Origin of the sequence: Streptomyces sp. NPDC046557 (genome assembly GCF_040645975.1) — a bacterium.
Classification (GTDB): Bacteria; Actinomycetota; Actinomycetes; order Streptomycetales; family Streptomycetaceae; genus Streptomyces.
Window position 1 is genome coordinate 108,131 of sequence record NZ_JBEYZH010000008.1, and the last position, 19,808, is coordinate 127,938.

The following is a 19,808-nucleotide window of genomic DNA, read 5'->3' on the forward strand; positions in this document are numbered from 1 at the left end:
CGGGCTCGCCGGACCCGGGGGCCGGGGGCTGCGGGCCGGCCGACCCCGATCCGCCGGGCTACTGACCGACGCGGAAGCGGCGGTAGAGCAGGACTCCGCCGAGGAGGAGCGCCCCGCCGCCGGGCAGCAGGTACCCGACGGCGTCCGCGCCGGTGTGGGCCAGCGCCCCCGCGGCCTGCTGCGGGGCCGACGGGGTGACCGGCCGGGAGGTGACGGGCGGTACGGGGGCGGGCGGCCGGACCGGCTCGGTGGGACTGCCCCCGTTGACGGAGGTGTTGCCGGTGGCTCCGTTGCCCACCCCGACGACGCCCACCGAGTTGCCGCTGATGTTCAACGGCAGGTCGACGGGAAGCTGGATGCCGTTGCCGGACAGCACCCCCGGCGAATCCTTTCCGCTCCCGTGGGCCACGGCTCCCGAACCGTTGGCCGCCCCGGGTTTCGAAGGATGTGAGGACGGGCCGGGCTGCGATGGCCTCGACCCCGGATGGCTACCGACGCCCCCGGGCGCGTCGTTGACGCAGCGGTTGCCGGCGGCGGAGTTGAGCACCCCGACGACGCTCACCGTGTTGCCGCACACGTTCACCGGCGTGTGCACGGGCAGCTGCACCAGGTTTCCGGAGAGCAGCCCCGGCGACTGCAGCGCGGCGCCGCCCGCGTCCGCATCGGCGTAGGCGAAGCCGCTCATTCCCGCGACCGCCACGCCACCTCCCGCGACCACCGCCGCGATCAAGCCGTTCCGTCGACTGTGACGCATCAGTTCCCTGCCTTCCGGAGGAGTTCACGGGCGACTCACCCGCACCGGAGACAACGCCGTAGGCCCATTCGAGTTATAGAGCCGGTACGTATTTCACTCCATCGTGTACTGGGTAACCCGTACTGAATGACCGCAGGGACTCGGGCTCACTTCCGCAACGCGGTGATGGGGTCCGGGGAGGGCGTGCCGGTGGGCCACCAGTCCTCCTCGTCCGACCTGGACTCGTACGCGTACCAGAGGCCCCGGCGGCCCAGCCGGAGCTGCCGGCTGCGTGCGCTGAGGCGGTTGCGGTCCGGTCGGAAGGAGCCCTGGCCCGCCGCGATCAGGGCGGGCCGGGCCCGGTCGAAGGGGCCCGCCGGGGGGTCCCAGGGCTCTTCGAGGACGGTCAGGGCCTCCAGACCTCCCTGGCGCCAGGCCGCCGCGCCCCGCGCGAGGTCGGTCGGGGTACGCCCGGTGGCCCGGGCCAGGTCCCGGTAGAGGGCGCGGGCGGGCCCGGTGAGCCCCGCCGTGGGGTGCGCGGACGCCAACCGGACGGCGTCCTGCCAGAGCGTGAGCCCCGCGAGGGGGTCCTCGTCGGTCCGCAGCAGCGCCAGCGCCCGGGCGGCGGCGTCCGACGCGAGCTGGTCCAGCACCAGCGGGTCCGGCGCGGCGGGGTCCGATGGATACGCGGGCGGCAGACCCACGGCGCCGGGCACTGCCCACGGGGCCGGCAACGGAGGCAGCACGGTCCGGGCCAGCGCCGTGCGGGCCGCGACCCCGGGGAACGCGGGCTCGGCGTCGGGCCGTTCGCGGGCGGCGTGGGCGGCGTTGCGCCGGGCCAGCTCCGCCAACAGCTCCCGCTCCCCGCGCCCGCGCAGGAGCAGCAGCACGAACGGGTCCTCGTCCAGGAGCCGGGCCGCCCGGTAACAGAGCGCCGCGGCGTGCTTGCAGGGCGGGCGGCCCACGTCCGGGCAGGAACAGCGGGGGACGAGTTCCCCCGCGCCCGGCAAAACCGTAGTCGCGAGGGACTGCGGTACCTCCCCCTCCAACAGTCCGGCCAGCGCCGCCGGATCGGCCGCCACCGCCTCCAGTACGTCACCCCACTCGGCGTCCGCGAAGGCCGGCAGCGCCAGCTCGGTGCGGTACGGGCGGGGCCGGCTGCCCCGCACGTACGCCACGATCCGACCGGGGGTGATCGTCACCGCGTCGACATGGCCCTCCGCCGCGTACGCCCGCCCGCGGGCCGGCCGGGCCGCGTCGTGCGAGCGCTCCTCCAAGGCGGCCACCCAGGCCCGTCCCCACCACGTCTCGGCTTCGACACCGGGCGGCACGGTCTCGAAGGTCCGACGGCGGTCGTCCCGGGCGGTGATCACGCGGGCCTCCGCAGCGAGACGAGGTCGGCCAGCTCGCGGTCGGTCAGCTCCGTCAGCGCGGACTCGCCCGAGCCGAGGACGGCGTCGGCCAGGGCTCGCTTCGCCTCCAGCATCTCGGCGATCCGGTCCTCGACGGTGCCCTCCGCGATGATCCGGTGGACCTGCACGGGCTGCGTCTGCCCGATCCGGTAGGCCCGGTCGGTGGCCTGTTCCTCGACGGCCGGATTCCACCAGCGGTCGAAGTGGATGACGTGTCCGGCCCGGGTCAGGTTGAGTCCGGTGCCCGCCGCTTTCAAGGACAGCAGGAAAACGGGGACTTCACCGGCCTGGAAGCGGTCGACGAGCCGCTCCCGGGCGGTGACGGGCGTCCCCCCGTGCAGAAGCTGATGGGGGACCCCCCGGGCGGCGAGGTGCCGCTCGATGATGCGGGCCATCGTCACGTACTGGGTGAACACCAGCACCGAACCGCCCTCGGACAGGATCGTGTCGAGCAGCTCGTCGAGCAGGGCCAGCTTGCCGGAGCGGTGCGCGATGCGGGGCTGCCCCTGCCGTATGCCGCGCTGGTCCCCCGCACCCACGACGTGCTCCCCCAAGCCGTGCTCGCCCAGGAACTGAGCCGGGTGGTTGCAGATCTGCTTGAGCGAGGTGAGCAGCTTCATGATCATGCCGCGTCGTTCGATGCCCTCGCTCGACTCGATCACCGCCATCGCCTCCTCCACCGCCGCCTGGTACAGCGAGGCCTGCTCGCGGGTGAGGGACACCGGGTGGTCGGTCTCCGTCTTGGGCGGCAGCTCGGGGGCGATCCCCGGATCGGACTTCTTGCGGCGCAGCAGGAACGGGCGGACCAGGGCCGCGAGTCGGGCGACGGCCTCCTCGTTGCCGCCGTCCTCCTCCGTCTGGTGCTCCACCGGACGGGCATGGCGGGCCCGGAACGTGGTCAGCGGGCCCAACAGACCGGGCGTGGTCCAGTCGAGGAGCGCCCACAGCTCGGACAGGTTGTTCTCCACCGGGGTGCCGGTCAGCGCCACCCGGGCCGGGGTCGGGATGGTGCGCAGCGCCTTCGCCGTCGCGGAGTGCGGGTTCTTGACGTGCTGGGCCTCGTCCGCGACGACCATGCCCCAGCTCTGCTCCGCCAACTTCGCGGCACTGGCCCGCATGGTCCCGTACGTGGTGAGGACGAACCCGCCGGGCAGGCCCTCCAGACTGCGGCTGCCCCCGTGGAAGCGGCGCACCGGGGTCCCCGGCGCGAACTTCTCGATCTCCCGCTGCCAGTTGCCCAGCAGTGACGCCGGGCACACGACCAGCGTCGGCTCGGGTCGGTCCCGGTGCAGGTGCAGCGCGATCAGGGTGACGGTCTTGCCAAGCCCCATGTCGTCGGCGAGGCAGGCGCCGAGGCCGAGGGAGGTCATCAGGTCCAACCAGGCCAGGCCCCGGGCCTGGTAGTCGCGCAAGGTCGCCTGCAACGCGGCGGGTTGCGGCAGGGGTACCGGCTCGCCCGTCAGCCGCTCGCGCAGCGCGGCCAGCGCGCCGACCGGAACCGCTTCCACCGGCTCGCCGCCGACCTCGGCCGTCCCGGTCAGTACGGTGGCCAGCGCGTCCACCGGGTCCAGCAGCCCCAACTGGCGCTTGCGGGCCTTGCGCACCAGCTCGGGGTCGACCCGCACCCACTGGTCGCGCAGCCGCACCACGGGCCGGTGCGCCTGCGCCAGCGCGTCCATCTCCCCCGGGGTGAGTCGGTCGCCGCCCAGCGCCAGCTCCCAGGAGAAGGAGAAGAGGTTCCGCGCGTCGAAGAAGGCGGTGCCCTCGATCGCGGATCCGGGCGCGGTCGAGCGTACGACGGCGGTCGCCGACAGCGTACGGGCCAACTCACGCGGCCAGTGGACCATGACCCCGGCCTCCGCCAGCCGGGTCCCGGCCATGCCCAGCAGGTCGTCCAGCTCGGGGTCGGACAGTGCCAGCGCGTCGGGGACGGGCTGGTCCAGCAGGCGCAGCAGCGGCGGCCACACCCGCGCGGCCCGGCGCAGCGCCAGCACGGCATCGATGCGGGCGCGCGGGCCGAACCCGGCGGCCACCGTTCCCGCCCAGAGCTGCTCCGCGTCGGTGACCAGCGTCGGATCGGCGAGGCTGTGCACCTGGACGACCGCGGCCCCGGCGCGGCGGACGTCCTCGGGCTCGGCCTCGTCGAAGAGGCGGAAGGAGGACAGGTCCAGTCGCAGGGAGATCCCCACCCCGGTGTCCGCCCCCGCCGCGACCTGAGCGGCCCATTCCGCCATCCCGGGCACCCGTTGCGGTTCGCGAGCCGCGAAGGGCCGCCCGGCGGCCACCGGCGCGGCCGGGGTGCGGGGCAGGCCGTCCGCGACGGCGTCGAGGAACGCCCGTACCAGGGCCTCCGGTTCGGGTAGCCGGAGCGGGCGGCGACCGGCGAGCGGGGTGGCGTACCCCTCGGGGGGCAGGGCGGCGGCGATCGCGCGCAGGTGGGCCACGTCCTGCGCGTCGAGCGGGCCGGCGCGCCAGGCGTCGATGCCGTCGGGGGTCAGGCCCGGCAGCAGTCGCCCGCGCGCGACCAGCGCGAGCGCCTGCACGGCGGCGGTACCCCACGCGCGGGTGGCGGGGTGGGCGGCGCGGCTGCGGGCCGCCCGGACCAGCAGCGGCAGCGCGGCGCTCACCGACAGGCTGACGGAGGCGACCGTACGGGTACGGACGCCTTCGCCGTGCGGCCGCACGACCGCGAGCGGGGCCGCCTTCCCGGCCTCGGGAAGCGCGTCCCCCTCGGGGCACCAGAACGCCACCCGCCCCTGGCGGGGGACGGCCGCGGGGAGGAACACGGCGGCATGCCGCAGCAGCGCCTCCGGCGCGGTCGCCGCCGGTTCCCCCGGCCGCGCGTACGCCCGGGGTGCCGGTGTCGCGGTACTCACAGTGCCCTCCCTCCCGGTCGGTCCGAATGGTTCTCTTCTGCCGCCGAGTCTAGGTGGACCCACCGACAACGGCTGTGACCTGGGCTTTCATCGATCCGCTCGGCCCGTGAGACGGCCCCGTCGGCTTCCCGTGTCCCGATTCCGTCCCGATCCGCTTCCCCACCGCCCCGCGCCGTCCCCACCGGGTACGCCGCCTGCGCGGCCGACTGGCTGCGCACGACACCCGGCGGCACGGCCTCCTGGCAGGACTACGGCGCGCTGCCCGTCGAGGAGGGCGCCCACGTCTACGGGGTCAACACCTCGGTCCCCGACTCGGAACCCGGCGTGCACCTGTACGGCATCGGCCGGGACGGCGCGACCGTGACCGTCGTGAAGTGGGGGCGGATGGGGACGCTCGCCGACGCGCCCGTGGCGGCCTTCAAGAAGACGACCGCCACGGCCGTAAACAAGCTCGCCCCCTGAAACGCTCCCCACCGCCCCCTACCGGTCCGCCCGGCGGGTGGGACCATGGAACCGAGGACTACGGTGATCCGAGGCGATGGTCATGCGTACCGGAAACGAGCCGGTGACCGCCCGCAGTCCCCTGCGGCTGCGGCTCTGGCTCAGCTTGTGGGGGCTGCTCTGGGCGGCAGGTGGGGCGGCCGTCTTCGCGCTGGCCGGCCGGCCCGGGTGGGCGGCCGCCTGCGGGGCGCTCGCCGTGCTGGCGGCGGTGGACCTGATCGTGGTGGTCCACCACATCCGTCAGGGCCCGCACTACCAGCCCGGCCGCGACGTGCCCCCGTACGAGCCCCCGCACTCCCGCTGAGAGGCCGGCGCCCCGGCGTCGGCCGACGGCCTAATCCTCGAAGCGCGCCGCGGCCACGTACTCGGGCTGCGGGTCGAGCGCGGCGGCCAGCCGGAAGTGCTTGCGGGCCTGCGCGCGCCGCCCGGACCGCTCATGGGTCCGGGCGAGCGCGAAGTGCGCGTACGCGTTGTCCGGTTCCCGCTCCAGCACCAGCTCGAACTCCAAGGCGGCCGGGCGCAGTTGCGCGGCCGCGAAGAAGGCCCGGGCGCGCAGCAGCCGGGCCGCGGTGTTCTCGGGGTGGGCGGCTATCACCGAGTCGAGCAGTTTGACGGCGCCGCGCGGGTCGCGGGCGGCCAAGAGCCGCTCGGCTGCGCGGAAGTCGATGACGTGCGTCTCCGGGCTGGTGGCGCCGGAAGGACCCGACGCGCCGGACGGGCCGGAGGGCCCGGACGACGGCGGCTGCGACGGAGGCGTGGAGTCGGACACGTTGTCTTACCTTCCCTCTGCGGGCGCCTTCACGCCCCTTCCGGCCCCGCCCGCCGGGGCCCGGGGCCGCCCCGGACCGCCCCCGGGCCCCGTCAGGCCCGCTTGGCGGCGGCCCGCTCGGTCAGCGTCTCCCAGACCTTCCGGACCTGCGGTTCCAAAGCCTCCAGCGGCCCGTCGTTGTCGATCACGAGCGTCGCCACCGCCAGCCGCCGCTCCCGGGTGGCCTGCGCCGCCATCCGGGCCCGCGCCTCTTCCTCGGCCATTCCGCGCAGCCCGGTGAGGCGTGCCAGTTGGGTCTCCGGCGCCGCGTCCACCACCACGACCAGGTCGTACAGCGGTGCCAGGCCGTTCTCCGCGAGCAGCGGTACGTCGTGCACCACGATGGCGTCGGCGCCCGCCGCGCCTTCCAGCTCGGTGGACCGGGCCCCGACCAGGGGGTGCACGATCGCGTTGAGCATCCTCAGCTTCTCCGGGTCGGAGAAGACGATCGCCCCCAGTTTCGGCCGGTCCAGCGCCCCGTCCGCGGTGAGGACGGACTGCCCGAACGCCGCGACGACGGCCGCGAGCCCGGGCGTCCCGGGCTCCACGACCTCCCGCGCGATGCGGTCGGCGTCCACGACGACCGCCCCGTACCCCGCCAGCAGCCGCGACACTTCGCTCTTACCGGCTCCGATTCCGCCCGTCAGGCCCACTTTCAGCATGCCCGGCAGCCTAGACGCAGCCGCCTGCGCGAACGCCGGCGGATCAGCCTTCGCCTTCGCGCTCCGCCAGGAACCGCTCGAACTCGCGCCCGAGCTCCTCCGCCGAAGGGATCTCCGCGGGCTCCGCGATCATGTTGCCGCGGCTCTCGGCCCCGGCCGCCGCGTCGTACTGGTGCTCCAGCCCCTGGACCAGGGCGACCAGCTCCTCGTCGCCCTCCCGGATCTGCCGGTCGATCTCCGTCTGCGTGCGGTGGGCCTCGGTGCGCAGGGCGTGCGCCACGGCGGGCAGGACCAGCCCCGTCGCCGCGGTGATCGCCTCCAGGACGGTCAGCGCCGCGTCCGGGTACGGGGAGCGGGCGACGTAGTGCGGTACGTGGGCGGCGACGCCGAGTACGTCGTGGCCGGCCTGGCCGAGCCGGAACTCGACCAGCGACTCCGCGCTGCCCGGCACCTGCGCCTCGTCGAACGGGCTGCGGTGCCCGGGCATCAGGTCGGTGCGGTTGCCGTGCGGGGTGATGCCCACGGGGCGGGTGTGCGGGACGCCCATCGGGATTCCGTGGAAGTTGACCGAGAGCCGCACGCCCAGGCGCTCGACGATCTGCCGGACGGCGACCGCGAAGCGCTCCCACTCCACGTCCGGCTCGGGGCCGGACAGCAGCAGGAACGGCGCGCCGGTGGCGTCCTGCACGAGGCGCACCTCCAGCTTGGGCTCCTCGAAGTCCGCCCAGTGGTCGCGCTGGAAGGTCAGCAGCGGGCGCCGGGCTCGGTAGTCCACGAGCCGGTCGGCGTCGAAGCGCGCCACGACCTGGTGGGGAAGGGTGTCCAGGAGCCGCTCGACGATCTGCTCGCCGGCCTCGCCCGCGTCGATGTACCCCTCCAAGTGGTAGAGCATGACCAGGCCGGCCGAGTCCTGGGCGAGCGCCAGGTCGGCCACCGCCAGGCCCTTGGCGTCCCATTCGTACAAACCCTGTGGATCAAGCACCGCCACCACTCCTCCTCGCCACGTTCTCTGCAAGAACGCCCAAGGGGGCGTCGCCATTCCCCCAGTTGGCCGCTTTCACAGGAATCAACCCCCGGGCCCGGAAACGCGGTAAGGCCCGCCCCCCGAAGGGGACGGGCCTTACCGTTCAGCTCAGCTCACTCGCGCGCCGGGGCGCGGAGCATGACGCGCCGCTGCGATCAGCTCTGGCCGCCGGCCAGCTTCTCGCGGAGCGCGGCGAGGGCCTCGTCCGACGCCAGGGCGCCGGAGGTCTCGTCCGAGCCCTCGGAGGAGTAGGAACCACCCGAGATGTTGCCCGCACCGGCGTTGCCACCGGCGGCCGGGGCGGTAGCGCCCTCGGCGGCAGCGGCCTCGTCGGCCTCGCGGCTCTTGATGACCTGCGCCTGGTGCTGCTCGAAGCGGACCTGCGCCTCGGCGTACTGGCGCTCCCACGTCTCGCGCTGGGTCTCGTAGCCCTCGAGCCAGTCGTTGGTCTCGGGGTCGAAGCCCTCGGGGTAGATGTAGTTGCCCTGGTCGTCGTAAGACGCGGCCATGCCGTACAGGGTCGGGTCGAACTCGACCGACGCCGGGTCGGCACCGAAGGACTCGTTGGCCTGCTTGAGGGACAGCGAGATCCGACGACGCTCCAGGTCGATGTCGATGACCTTGACGAAGATCTCGTCGTTGACCTGGACGACCTGCTCCGGGATCTCCACGTGGCGCTCGGCCAGCTCGGAGATGTGGACCAGACCCTCGATGCCCTCGTCCACGCGGACGAACGCACCGAACGGAACGAGCTTGGTGACCTTACCCGGGACGACCTGACCGATCTGGTGGGTCCGGGCGAACTGCTGCCACGGGTCCTCCTGCGTCGCCTTCAGCGACAGGGAGACACGCTCGCGGTCCATGTCGACGTCGAGGACCTCGACGGTGACTTCCTGGCCGACCTCGACAACCTCGGAGGGGTGGTCGATGTGCTTCCAGGACAGCTCGGAGACGTGCACGAGACCGTCGACGCCACCCAGGTCCACGAAGGCACCGAAGTTGACGATCGAGGAGACGACGCCGGAGCGGACCTGACCCTTCTGCAGGGTGGTGAGGAACGTCTGGCGCACCTCGGACTGGGTCTGCTCGAGCCAGGCGCGGCGGGACAGGACCACGTTGTTGCGGTTCTTGTCCAGCTCGATGATCTTCGCCTCGAGCTCCTTGCCCACGTAGGGCTGGAGGTCGCGGACGCGACGCATCTCGACGAGGGAGGCCGGCAGGAAGCCGCGGAGGCCGATGTCGAGGATGAGACCACCCTTGACGACCTCGATGACGGTACCGGTGACGATGCCGTCTTCTTCCTTGATCTTCTCGATCGTGCCCCAGGCACGCTCGTACTGAGCGCGCTTCTTGGACAGGATCAGACGGCCTTCCTTGTCCTCCTTCTGGAGAACCAGGGCCTCGATCTCGTCGCCGACCTTGACGACCTCGTTCGGGTCGACGTCGTGCTTGATCGAGAGCTCGCGGCTCGGGATCACGCCTTCCGTCTTGTAACCGATGTCGAGGAGAACCTCGTCCCGGTCCACCTTGACGATGACGCCGTCGACGATGTCGCCGTCGTTGAAGTACTTGATCGTCTCGTCGATCGCCGCGAGGAACGCGTCCGCGTCGCCGATGTCGTTGACCGCTACCTGCGGAGGGGTGGTGGCGGTGGTCTCGGTGCTGCTCGTCATGTGGGAAAGGGCTCCGGTTACGGACAGAAAGTCGTAGGTACTGCTACGCCGGGAGCCCTTATCGGCAACTGCCGAAGCCGGACAGCCAAGGAAGCCCCTGATCCGCGAGAGCGGGGAGGGCCTCGAAAACCGAGGGGACATCAACAGAAGCAAGCGCAGCCTGCTAGGTCTGAGGAGCACAGGCTCGCAGCGCAACTTGTAGCATACGGGGGCAGCCGGACAGGGTCAATGCGCGAAGGCGCACACCCCGGGCGGATCGCCGCATTACCGGCACAAATCGCTGGCGGGGAAGGCCCGATGGTCCTCGCCCCCCACTTCTCGCAGACTACGACGACGGGCCCCATGAACAAAGAGGACTATCTTCCCGAAGGCGCGTTCGAAATCGCCGCCGCCGACGCGGTTGCCGCGAGCGAGGAGGGCGGCGACGGTGACGACGGCGCCGAGGCGACCCGCCGCGAGGCGGGCGAAGCCGAGAGCAGCCTGGCGAGCCGGGGCTGGTGGGACCGCAACGCCGACGAGTACCAGAGCGAGCACGGCGCGTTCCTCGGCGACGACCGCTTCGTCTGGGGGCCCGAGGGCCTGGACGAGGAGCAGGCGGCCCTCCTGGGCCCGGCCGCCTCGCTCAAGGGAAAGGACGTCCTGGAGATCGGAGCCGGCGCGGCCCAGTGCTCGCGCTGGTTGGCCGCCCGGGGCGCCCGCCCGGTCGCGCTCGACCTCTCGCACCGCCAGCTCCAGCACGCCCTGCGCATCGGCGATGACGTCCCGCTCGTGGAGGCCGACGCCGGCCGGCTGCCCTTCCGCGACGCCTCCTTCGACCTGGCGTGCTCCGCCTACGGCGCCGTCCCCTTCGTGTCCGACCCGGTGAACGTGATGCGCGAGGTCCACCGCGTACTGCGCCCCGGCGGCCGCTGGGTCTTCTCCGTCACCCACCCCATCCGCTGGGCCTTCCCCGACGAGCCCGGCCCGGAAGGGCTCTCCGTCGCCGCCTCCTACTTCGACCGGACGCCGTACGTGGAGCAGGACGAGCAGGGCCGCGCGGTGTACGTGGAGCACCACCGCACCCTCGGGGACCGGGTCCGGGATGTGGTCGCGGGCGGGTTCCGCCTGGTGGACCTGGTCGAGCCGGAGTGGCCGGCCTGGAACAGCCAGGAGTGGGGCGGCTGGTCCCCGCTGCGCGGCAACCTGATCCCCGGCACCGCGATCTTCGTGTGCGAGAGGGACTGAGCCCTTGATCCGCACCACCGAGCTCGACGCCCTCCCGGTACGGGAGGCCGTGGCCGCCCTCCTCTCGGCACTGGACGCACACGGCGCCGCCGTGCTGTGCGCACCGCCCGGGACGGGCAAGACCACGCTGGTGCCGCTGGTGCTGGCGGGACTGGTGGGAGGCGGCGAGCGGCGCCGGGTCGTGGTGGCCGAGCCGCGACGGATCGCCGCCCGGGCGGCCGCGCGCCGGATGGCGTGGCTCCTGGGCGAGCCCGTCGGGGAGTCGGTCGGCTTCACCGTGCGGGGCGAGCGGACGGTCGGCCCGCGCACGACGGTGGAAGTGGTGACCACCGGGGTGCTGCTCCAGCGGCTCCAGCGCGACCAGGAGCTGACCGGCGTCGACGTGGTGGTCTTGGACGAATGCCACGAGCGGCACCTCGACGCGGACACGGTCGCCGCCTTCCTCCTGGACGTACGCGCGACACTCCGCCCGGAGCTGCGGCTGGTCGCCGCCTCCGCGACGACCGACACGGCCGGCTGGGCCCGGCTGCTGGGCGACGTGCCGGTGGTGGAGGCCGCGGGCGTGGCGTACCCGGTGGAGACGGTATGGGCGCCCCCGACCCGGCCGGTGCGACCTCCGGGGGGCATCTCCGCACGAAGTGCGGGGGGAGGGATGCGGGTGGATCCGGCGCAGCTGACGCACGTGGCGTCGGTGGTGCGGCGGGCGCTGGTGGAACGTTCCGGCGATGTGCTGTGCTTCCTGCCCGGCGTCGGCGAGCTCGCCCGGGTCGCCGGGCGGCTTGACGGCGTGGACGCCGAGTTGCTCCAGGTCCACGGCCGGGCGCCGGCCCCGGTGCAGGAGGCGGTGCTGACGCGGGCCGCGCACCGCCGGGTGATCCTGGCGACGTCGGTGGCGGAGTCGAGCCTGACCGTGCCCGGTGTACGGGTGGTCGTGGACTCGGGGCTGGCCCGCGAACCCCGCGTGGACCACGCGCGGGGCCTGGGCACCCTGGTGACCGTACGGGCGTCCCGCGCGGCGGGTCGCCAGCGCGCCGGGCGGGCCGGGCGCGAGGCGCCGGGGACGGTGTACCGCTGTTGGTCCGAAGCCGAGGACGGGCGGCTGCCGGCGTATCCGTCGCCGGAGATCCGGCTCGCGGACCTCGCGGCGTTCGCGCTCCAGGCGGCCTGCTGGGGCGATCCCGACGCGTCCGGGCTGGCGCTGCCGGACCCGCCGCCCGCCGGGGCGATGGCCGCCGCGCGGGAGGTCCTCACGGCGGTCGGCGCGGTGGACGGGGCCGGCCGGCCGACCCCGCGCGGGCTGCGGATGGCCCGGATGGGACTGCACCCGCGACTGGCGCGGGCCCTGCTGGACGGCGCGGCGGCGCTCGGCGCGCGGCCGGCCGCGCAGCTGGTGGCGCTGCTGAGCGAGGAGCCGCCGCGCGAGTACGGGGACGACCTGGCCACCGCCTGGCGCGCGGCCCGGAGCGGCGGCGACGCCTACGCGGGGCGCTGGCGCGCGGAGACCCGCAGGCTGGAGCGCGCGGTGGGTGACGCTGCCCCGGCCTCCCGCGCCTCGAACGCCGACGGGGCCCGGGCTCCGGGGCGGAGCCCCGGCTCGCTCCCCGACGACGCCGCCGCCGGGCTCGTCGCCGCGCTGGCGTTTCCCGAGCGCGTGGCGAAGGCCAAGGGCGCCGGCGCCTTCCTCATGGCCTCCGGGACCGGAGCCGAGCTCGGCGAGGGGTCGCGCCTTCGCTCCGCGCCCTGGCTGGCGGTGGCCGTCGCAGACCGCGCCCCGCACTCCGCCTCCGCCCGGGTCCGGCTGGCAGCGGTCCTCGACGAGGACAGCGCCCGGACGGCCGCCGCGCACCTGCTGACCTCCGGCGAGGAGGTGCGCTGGGAGAACGGGGACGTGGTGGCCCGGGCGGTGGAGCGGCTCGGGGCGATCGAGCTGGTCGCCCGGCCCCTGCGCGACCCCGACCCCGGGTCGGTCCGGGACGCCCTGCTCGACGGGCTGCGCACCGAGGGGCTCGACCTGCTGCGCTGGTCCCCGGACGCGCGGGCGCTGCGGGCCCGGCTGGGCTTCCTGCACCGCACGCTGGGCGGCGCGTGGCCCCGCGTATCGGACGACGGCGCGCTGCTGGAGCGCGCCGACGACTGGCTGGAACCCGAGCTGTCGCGGGCCCGGCGCCGGGCCGATCTCGCGCGGATCGACGCCGGTCAGGCCCTGAACCGGCTGCTGCCGTGGGCCGGCGGCGAGGCGGCCCGGCTCGATGAACTGGCCCCGGAACGGATCGAGGTGCCCAGCGGCTCGCGGATCCGGGTCGACTACACCGCGGAGCACGGACAGCCGGTGCTGGCCGTGAAGCTCCAGGAGCTGTTCGGGCTGGCCGAGACGCCGCGAGTGGCCGGGGTTCCCGTCCTCGTCCACCTGCTGTCGCCCGCCGGGCGGCCCGCCGCCGTCACCGCCGACCTCGCCTCCTTCTGGCAGGGCGGCTACCGCGCCGTCCGCGCGGAGCTGCGCGGACGCTACCCGAGGCACCCCTGGCCGGAGGACCCCGCCAGCGCCGAGCCTACCCGGCACACCAACGCCCGGCTCAGACGGTGAGTTTCCCTGCCCGGCGCCGGCCGCGCGCTTCCAGCCACAGCGCGAGGGCCAGGAAGGCGAGCGCGCCGACCGCCAGACCGAGGGGCGCGTAGGTGTGCAGGGCGAGGATCTTCACCCGGTTCGACCGCACCAGGTCCACGGTGTACGCGGAGTAGTCCGGGCGGATCTTCACGTCGCCGGCGAAGACGGTCAGCCTGCCGTCGGGCGCGCCGGCCGCGATGCCGCCCCGCATCTCCTGCTGGATCTGCTGCTCGGCGTTGACGGGCGCGCCGGTCACCGGGTCGACCCAGAACATCGCCTTGACCGTGTACCAGAGGCTGGTTCCGGTGCTCGCCTCGAACGTCTTGGGGTCGATGCCCTCGATCGGCATCTTCTTCGGCAGGGGAACCTTCGTCCAGGGCACGGTCTGCTCGAAGTAGTAGACGTCCATGCCCTTGAACGTACGCGGGCCGACGTAGTGGATGGGCGAGGAGCTGCGCGTCTGGGCGTCGAAGTAGAGATAGTCGCGCGGCTCGGTGAAGAAGGGCCACTTGAACTCGATGCCCTCGCGCCTGACCGGGTCGCCGTCGACCATCTCGCCGGTGGCGTGCACCGGGTCCTGGGTGTGGGCGTCGAAGACGTACCGCTCGGGGATCCGGGAGACCATCTTGCCGTCCGGGCCCGTGATGTAGGACAGCGTGTCCCACACGACGACGTCCTTGCCGGCGCTCGCCTCGATCTCCTTCGACGCCTCGACGTCGCCCTTGAGCGTCTGGACGATCGTGACCTTGTCGACCTTCTTCGGCTGCATGCCGGCCGTGTAGTCGAGGAGGGTCGCGCCCTTCGCCTCCAGGACCATCTCCTGGTACTGGTTCGGCGGGATCTTGGCGAGGCGGGGGTACGCGTACCAGCGCAGCAGCGGTGCGAGGGCCGCACAGAACACGGCTACGGCAAGCAGGACGAGGCTCGCTCCGCGTCGCATGGCCGGGCCCTCCTCTACTTTCCGGGCGCGGCGGGCGCGGTGGTGAGCAGGGGCTTGGGCGAGGTCGTGCCTTCGGGCACCCCGAGCGCCGTGACGGCGAGGACGAGGGCCAGCGCGGCGGCCAGCCCGATGGCGGCGGCGAGGAGTGCGCGCATGCCGGGCCTCCGGATCTGATGGGGTGTCAGGGAGGGGGCACCGTAGCAACGCGGGGCGGAGATGAGAACCGTTCGACTACGGGGTTTCGGGCCGGCTCCCAACGCTCGCGGTGGGCGAGGGGCTGGACTTCGGGGTGGCCTTCGCGGTGGGGGTGGGGGAAGGCTTCGGGGTAGGGCTTGAGGTGGGACTCGGTGTGGGCTGGGGCTCGGGGGTGGATGTCGGGCTGGGCTTGGGGATCGGAGTCGGGGTCGGCGTCGGAGTCGGAGTCGGGGATGGCTTGGGGGTCGGTGTCGGGGTCGGCGTGGGGGTGGGCGTGGGGGTGGGCTTCGGAGTCGGGGTGGGGGACGGCGTCGGGACAGGTGTGGGCGTCGGGGTGGGGCTGGGCGTAGGCGTGGGGGTCGGCCCGGGGGCCGGGGTAGAGGGGGTTCCGGTGCCCGTGCCGCTTGCCTTCGTACCGCCTTCGTCCGGGACCTCGTGCGTCCCGCCCAGGTAGTACGCGTACCAGGACCGGACGGTCCTCAGGTACTCCCCGGACCGGTTGTACGACAGCACCGCCCGGTCGAGGTCGGCGCCCACGCGCAGGTCCCGGCCGCCCGCGCACAGGTAGCGCCCGGCGGCCAGCGCAGCGTCGTACACGTTGTTCGGGTCCCGGCGGCCGTCGCCGTTGCCGTCCTGGCCCCACGCCGCCCATGTGGAGGGGATGAACTGCATCGGCCCGACGGCCCGGTCGTGGCGGGTGTCGCCGTCATAGGCCCCGGCGTCGGTGTCCGAGATGTTCGCGAAGCCGTTGCCGTCGAGCACGGGGCCGAGGATCGGCCGCAGCGTGGTCCCCGCGGCGTCCACCCGGCCGCCCCCCGCCTGCCCCGACTCGACCTTGCCGATCGCCGCGAGCAGTTGCCAGGGCAGCCCGCAGCCGGGGTCGGTGTCGGCGATCTTCCGCTCGGCGCGCCGGTACGCCGCCAGCACGCTCGCCGGTATCCCCCGCGCGCCCTGCGCCCCGTCATCGACGGCCACCTGCTCGGTGTGCGCCTGCCCGGCCGCCTCCGTGGGCGCGGACGATGCGGCCGACCCCGGGTCCGCCCGGTCCTGGGACCGCTGCGGTTCGACGGAGGGCGGCAGCTCGGTGGAGTAGGCGGAGTCCCCGCCCCGGGACGCGGTCGCCGAGGGGGCCCCGCCCTCACCGGCGGCGACGGGCGCCCGGTCCTCGCTGCCCGAGGCCGGCCCCTGGGAGGCGCTCACGGCGGCCACCACCAGCGCGGACACCAGGGCGGCGGCGCCGCTCCTGCGCAGCCGACCGAACCGGGCCGATATTCGTCCCCGCATGAGCGAGACTCCTCCCCGTCGACGTCCGCGTGACCCTACGTCAACTGCCTGCACAAGGCACGTACAGGCGGGGTGACTTCACCAATTCCCCACGACCTGCGCGGGACCCGCATACTGTCCGAACCGTTCGGGGACCGGAAGGGGCACCATGCCGTTCACTCTCAGCCATGCGGCGGCCGTACTTCCGGCCGTCCGGCGGACCGGGCGGGCCCGTGGGCCGCTGGTCGCCAGTGCGCTGGTGCTGGGTTCGTTCGCCCCGGACACGTTCTACTTCCTGGACGCGATCGTGCAAGGTGTCATGGGGTACGGCGACTTCACCCACTCGCTCCTCGGCGTGGTGACGGCCGACGCCGCGCTGACCGCCGCCCTGGCGGGCTGCTGGCTGCTCCTGCGCGAGCCGTTGGTCGCCCTGTTGCCGCGCGCCTGGCGGGGCAGGACGTACGCCTTCGTACGCGGTGAAAAGTGGCGCGGGGGCCGTCGACTGCCCGCGCTCGCGCTGCGGTTCTACCTCTCGGCGGTGCTCGGCTCCCTGACGCACGTGGTGTGGGACAGCTTCACCCACCTGGACCGGTGGGGCACCGACGCGCTGCCCGCGTTGGGTGAACCGCTCGCCTTCGGGCTTCCCCTCTACTCCTACCTCCAGTACGGCAGTTCGGCACTGGCCGCCTGCGCCCTGCTGTGGTTCACGGTGACGGCGCTGCGCCGTCTGCCGGTGTCCCCGGTTCCGCCGTCCGTGCCGTCGTTGGGGCGGGCGGAGCTCTGGTGCGCGGTCGCGCTGGCGGTGGTGTGCGTGGGGGCGGGGGTCACGCTGCGGGTGCTGCGCTTCTTCACGTTCTTCGACCGGATCCGTACGCCCCTGGACATCATCCCGACCGTCTGCTTCGGCGCGGGTGGCGGCCTGATGGTGGCGCTGCTGCTCTACGGGACCTTGGTCCGGCTCCGCCGGCGCGGTGACGGCCACGCCGAGGGCGGGCACGCCGGGGACCGGCACCGCACCGACGGGGAAACGCGGACGCCCGTCCCCACGAGGTAGCGGGGACGGACGCGGAGCCGGGGCCGGAGCCGGGGCGCGGGGCGGTGCCGGGCCGGGTCAGTGCGCGGCGGACTCCCAGTCCGGGCCGACGCCCACGGACACGTCCAGCGGGGCGCGCAGCTCGACGGCCGCCCCCATCTCGCGGCGCACCAGCTCCTCCACCTTCTTGCGCTCGCCGGGCGCGATCTCCAGCACGATTTCGTCGTGGACCTGGAGCAGCATGCGCGAGGTGAGCCCGGCCTCGGTGAGGGCCCGGTCGACGCGCAGCATCGCGACCTTCACGATGTCGGCGGCGGTGCCCTGGATCGGCGCGTTCAGCGCCATCCGCTCGGCGGCCTCGCGGCGCAGCCGGTTGTCGCTGTTGAGGTCGGGCAGGTAGCGGCGGCGACCCAGGACGGTCTCGGTGTACCCGGTGGCGCGGGCTTCCTCCACGACGCGCTGGAGGTAGTCGCGGACTCCGCCGAACCGCTGGAAGAAGGTCTCCATCAGTCCGCGCGCCTCGGCGGGTTCGATGTTCAGCTGCTGCGAGAGGCCGAAGGCGGAGAGCCCGTAGGCGAGGCCGTAGGACATGGCCTTGATCTTGCGGCGCATCTCGGCGTCGACCGCCGACCGCTGCACGCCGAACACCTGTGAGGCGACGGTGGTGTGCAGGTCCTCGCCCGACAGGAACGCCTCGATCAGGCCCTCGTCCTCGGAGAGGTGGGCCATGACGCGCAACTCGATCTGGCTGTAGTCGGCGGTCATGAGGGACTCGTAGCCCTCGCCGACGACGAAGCCCCGGCGGATGGCGCGGCCCTCGTCGGTGCGCACCGGCACGTTCTGCAGGTTCGGGTCGGTGGAGGACAGCCGTCCGGTGGCGGCGACGGTCTGGCTGAAGCTGGTGTGCACCCGGCCGTCGGCGGCGATCGACTTGACCAGGCCCTCGACGGTGACGCGCAGCTTGGCCTGCTCGCGGTGCCGGAGCATGATCACGGGCAGTTCGTGGTCGGTCTGCGTTGCCAGCCAGGCCAGCGCGTCCGCGTCCGTGGTGTAGCCGGTCTTGGTCTTCTTCGTCTTGGGCAGGTCCAGCTCGCCGAAGAACACCTCCTGGAGCTGCTTGGGCGAGCCGAGGTTGAACTCGTGGCCGACCGCCGCGTGCGCCTCCTTCACCGCCTGCTGCACGGCGCCCGCGAACTGCTGCTCCATGCCCTCCAGGTGGTCGCGGTCGGCGGCGATGCCGGCCCGCTCCATCCGCGCCAGCAGCTCGGAGGTCGGCAGTTCCATGTCGTGGAGCAGTTCGAGGGCCCCGACCTCGGCGAGCTTGTCGGTAAAGGCGTCCCCCAGGTCCAGGACGGCGCGGGCCTGCGCCATCAGGGCCTCCGCCTCGGCGGTCTCGTCGGCGCCGAAGGCGAGCTGGCCGTCGGCGGCGGCCGGGGCGAGTTCCCGGTGCAGGTACTCGTTGGACAGGGCGTCCAGGGCGAAGGAGCGGCGGCCGGGCTTGACCAGGTACGCGGCGAGCGCGGTGTCCATGGTGACGCCGGCGAGGGTCCAGCCGTGTTCGGGGAAGACCCGCATCAGGCCCTTGGCGTTGTGGACGACCTTCGGCTTGGTCTCGTCGGCCGCCCAGGCGGCGAAGGCCCGCTCGTCGGCCTCGTCCAGCTCGGACGGTTCGAACCAGGCGGCGGGGCCGCCCGCCGACGCCAGCGCGATCTCGCTGATGTTGCCCTGGCCCAGGCCCCAGCTGTCGACGGTCGCGACGCCGAGGGCCTCACCCGCGTGGCTCTCCAACCAGGGGGCGAGCTCGCCCGCGCCGAGCACCGAACCGTCCAGCTCCACCCCGGCCGCCGGGGCCGGGGCCGGCACCTCGGCCGCGCCCGGGTCCATCGCCAGCAGCCGCTCGCGCAGCGAGGCGTTGCGGATCTCCAGCACATCGAGCACACCGGTGACGGCGGCCCGGTCGTAGGGCAGGCGCCCCAGATCGGCGGGGCCCTTGTCCAACTCGACGTCCTTGACCATCTCCGTCAGGACGCGGTTGAGCTTCACCGACTCCAGGTGGTCACGGAAGTTCTGCCCGGCTTTCCCCTTGACCTCCTCCGCGCGCTCCACCAACTCCTTGAACGACCCGAACTGCGTGATCCACTTGGCCGCGGTCTTCTCACCGACGCCCGGGATGCCCGGCAGGTTGTCGGACGGGTCGCCGCGCAGCGCGGCGAAGTCCGGGTACTGCTGCGGGGTGAGCCCGTACTTCTCCTCGACCTTCTCCGGGGTGAACCGGGTCAGCTCGGAGACGCCCTTCGTCGGGTACAGGACGGTGGTGTGCTCGGAGACCAGTTGGAAGGAGTCCCGGTCGCCGGTGACGATCAGCACCTCGAAGCCCGCCGCCTCGGCCTGCGTGGCCAGCGTCGCGATGACGTCGTCGGCCTCGAAACCGTCGATCGCGAACCGCGGCACCTTCATCGCGTCCAGGAGCTCGCCGATCAGCTCGACCTGCCCCTTGAACTCGTCGGGCGTCTTGGAACGGTTCGCCTTGTACTCGGGGAACTCCGTCGCCCGCCACGTCTTGCGGGACACGTCGAAGGCCACCGCGAAGTGCGTGGGCGCCTCGTCGCGCAGCGTGTTCGCCAGCATCGACGCGAAGCCGTAGATGGCGTTGGTCGGCTGGCCCGTCGCGGTAGTGAAGTTCTCCGCGGGCAGCGCGAAGAACGCCCGGTACGCCAGGGAGTGCCCGTCCATGAGCATCAGGCGGGGGCGGTCCGCTGGGGTCGGCTGGTCGGTCTTCTTCGATGCTGAATCTGCCACGCCTCCGATCCTAGGCGCCCCCTGTGACAATCCCGGCCGGCCGGTCTCGTCGCCCGGGAT

General features: G+C 73.5%; 16 protein-coding genes. 5 read left to right on the forward strand and 11 right to left on the reverse strand.

Annotated elements, in window-relative coordinates; all coding sequences use genetic code 11:
- Positions 1-58: 58 nt before the first annotated feature.
- The 3 genes from ABZ934_RS17505 to ABZ934_RS17515 all read right to left on the reverse strand — a co-directional run bounded on the left by ABZ934_RS17505 (position 59) and on the right by ABZ934_RS17515 (position 4,949).
- Positions 59-754, reverse strand: a complete 696-nt coding sequence (locus tag ABZ934_RS17505; RefSeq protein WP_361313580.1) for a chaplin — start codon at positions 752-754, stop codon at positions 59-61.
- Positions 755-900: 146 nt separating this feature from the next.
- Complete coding sequence (locus tag ABZ934_RS17510) at positions 901-2,106, reverse strand: SWIM zinc finger family protein (protein WP_361313583.1); 1,206 nt, start codon at positions 2,104-2,106, stop codon at positions 901-903.
- The gene (locus ABZ934_RS17515; protein WP_361313851.1) at positions 2,103-4,949 is read right to left on the reverse strand and encodes a DEAD/DEAH box helicase; all 2,847 of its coding nucleotides are present in this window, start codon (positions 4,947-4,949) and stop codon (positions 2,103-2,105) included. Before ABZ934_RS17515 ends, ABZ934_RS17510 begins: the two co-directional genes overlap by 4 nt.
- 396 nt (positions 4,950-5,345) lie before the next feature.
- Here ABZ934_RS17515 and ABZ934_RS17520 point away from each other — a divergent pair, with 396 nt between their 5' ends.
- The gene (locus tag ABZ934_RS17520; protein WP_361313585.1) at positions 5,346-5,483 is read left to right on the forward strand and encodes a hypothetical protein; all 138 of its coding nucleotides are present in this window, start codon (positions 5,346-5,348) and stop codon (positions 5,481-5,483) included.
- A gap of 82 nt (positions 5,484-5,565) precedes the next feature.
- Positions 5,566-5,826, forward strand: coding sequence for a DUF6343 family protein (locus ABZ934_RS17525; RefSeq protein ID WP_361313587.1), 261 nt, complete (start codon positions 5,566-5,568; stop codon positions 5,824-5,826).
- Between the two features lie 30 nt (positions 5,827-5,856).
- Here the strand turns inward: ABZ934_RS17525 and ABZ934_RS17530 are convergent, their stop codons facing one another.
- The 4 genes from ABZ934_RS17530 to rpsA all read right to left on the reverse strand — a co-directional run bounded on the left by ABZ934_RS17530 (position 5,857) and on the right by rpsA (position 9,689).
- Positions 5,857-6,189, reverse strand: coding sequence for a tetratricopeptide repeat protein (locus ABZ934_RS17530; protein ID WP_361313853.1), 333 nt, complete (start codon positions 6,187-6,189; stop codon positions 5,857-5,859).
- A 194-nt stretch (positions 6,190-6,383) separates the two neighbouring features.
- A complete protein-coding gene (gene coaE, locus ABZ934_RS17535; RefSeq protein WP_361313590.1) occupies positions 6,384-6,992 on the reverse strand; it encodes a dephospho-CoA kinase in 609 nt (202 codons plus the stop codon).
- Between the two features lie 43 nt (positions 6,993-7,035).
- Positions 7,036-7,974 (reverse strand): PAC2 family protein, encoded by a 939-nt coding sequence (locus tag ABZ934_RS17540; protein ID WP_361313592.1) that lies wholly within the window; start codon positions 7,972-7,974, stop codon positions 7,036-7,038.
- Between the two features lie 197 nt (positions 7,975-8,171).
- On the reverse strand, positions 8,172-9,689 hold the full coding sequence (rpsA, locus tag ABZ934_RS17545; protein WP_361313594.1) for a 30S ribosomal protein S1: 1,518 nt from the start codon (positions 9,687-9,689) through the stop codon (positions 8,172-8,174).
- 342 nt (positions 9,690-10,031) lie between these two features.
- Between rpsA and ABZ934_RS17550 the strand changes: the two genes are divergently transcribed.
- Positions 10,032-10,913 carry a class I SAM-dependent methyltransferase gene (locus tag ABZ934_RS17550; protein WP_361313597.1) on the forward strand — a complete coding sequence of 294 codons (882 nt, stop codon included), beginning with the start codon at positions 10,032-10,034 and terminating at the stop codon, positions 10,911-10,913.
- 4 nt (positions 10,914-10,917) lie between these two features.
- On the forward strand, positions 10,918-13,497 hold the full coding sequence (gene hrpB, locus ABZ934_RS17555) for an ATP-dependent helicase HrpB (RefSeq protein ID WP_361313600.1): 2,580 nt from the start codon (positions 10,918-10,920) through the stop codon (positions 13,495-13,497).
- On the opposite strand, the gene ABZ934_RS17560 is transcribed toward hrpB, so the two are convergent.
- The 3 genes from ABZ934_RS17560 to ABZ934_RS17570 form a co-directional block, all read right to left on the reverse strand.
- A complete protein-coding gene (locus ABZ934_RS17560; protein ID WP_361313603.1) occupies positions 13,487-14,458 on the reverse strand; it encodes a DUF3068 domain-containing protein in 972 nt (323 codons plus the stop codon). The two genes, hrpB and ABZ934_RS17560, sit on opposite strands and share 11 nt — an antisense overlap.
- Before the next feature lie 14 nt (positions 14,459-14,472).
- Entirely contained in the window at positions 14,473-14,613 is a 141-nt protein-coding gene (locus ABZ934_RS17565) for an SPW_0924 family protein (protein ID WP_361313605.1), read from the reverse strand.
- A 76-nt stretch (positions 14,614-14,689) separates the two neighbouring features.
- Positions 14,690-15,937 (reverse strand): lytic murein transglycosylase, encoded by a 1,248-nt coding sequence (locus ABZ934_RS17570; RefSeq protein ID WP_361313608.1) that lies wholly within the window; start codon positions 15,935-15,937, stop codon positions 14,690-14,692.
- Between the two features lie 148 nt (positions 15,938-16,085).
- Here ABZ934_RS17570 and ABZ934_RS17575 point away from each other — a divergent pair, with 148 nt between their 5' ends.
- Positions 16,086-16,970 carry a DUF4184 family protein gene (locus tag ABZ934_RS17575; protein ID WP_361313611.1) on the forward strand — a complete coding sequence of 295 codons (885 nt, stop codon included), beginning with the start codon at positions 16,086-16,088 and terminating at the stop codon, positions 16,968-16,970.
- A 57-nt stretch (positions 16,971-17,027) separates the two neighbouring features.
- Here ABZ934_RS17575 and polA read toward each other — a convergent pair whose 3' ends face one another.
- The gene (polA, locus tag ABZ934_RS17580; protein WP_361313614.1) at positions 17,028-19,748 is read right to left on the reverse strand and encodes a DNA polymerase I; all 2,721 of its coding nucleotides are present in this window, start codon (positions 19,746-19,748) and stop codon (positions 17,028-17,030) included.
- Positions 19,749-19,808: the final 60 nt, after the last annotated feature.

What these genes read in the sequence shown, in the direction of transcription:
- ABZ934_RS17565 (WP_361313605.1), bottom strand. Translation starts at nt 14,613, where the DNA reads ATGCGCGCACTCCTCGCCGCCGCCATCGGGCTGGCCGCCGCGCTGGCC.
- ABZ934_RS17570 (WP_361313608.1), bottom strand. Translation starts at nt 15,937, where the DNA reads ATGCGGGGACGAATATCGGCCCGGTTCGGTCGGCTGCGCAGGAGCGGC.
- rpsA (WP_361313594.1), bottom strand. Translation starts at nt 9,689, where the DNA reads ATGACGAGCAGCACCGAGACCACCGCCACCACCCCTCCGCAGGTAGCG.
- ABZ934_RS17505 (WP_361313580.1), bottom strand. Translation starts at nt 754, where the DNA reads ATGCGTCACAGTCGACGGAACGGCTTGATCGCGGCGGTGGTCGCGGGA.
- ABZ934_RS17560 (WP_361313603.1), bottom strand. Translation starts at nt 14,458, where the DNA reads ATGCGACGCGGAGCGAGCCTCGTCCTGCTTGCCGTAGCCGTGTTCTGT.
- ABZ934_RS17575 (WP_361313611.1), top strand. Translation starts at nt 16,086, where the DNA reads ATGCCGTTCACTCTCAGCCATGCGGCGGCCGTACTTCCGGCCGTCCGG.
- ABZ934_RS17525 (WP_361313587.1), top strand. Translation starts at nt 5,566, where the DNA reads ATGCGTACCGGAAACGAGCCGGTGACCGCCCGCAGTCCCCTGCGGCTG.
- coaE (WP_361313590.1), bottom strand. Translation starts at nt 6,992, where the DNA reads ATGCTGAAAGTGGGCCTGACGGGCGGAATCGGAGCCGGTAAGAGCGAA.
- ABZ934_RS17550 (WP_361313597.1), top strand. Translation starts at nt 10,032, where the DNA reads ATGAACAAAGAGGACTATCTTCCCGAAGGCGCGTTCGAAATCGCCGCC.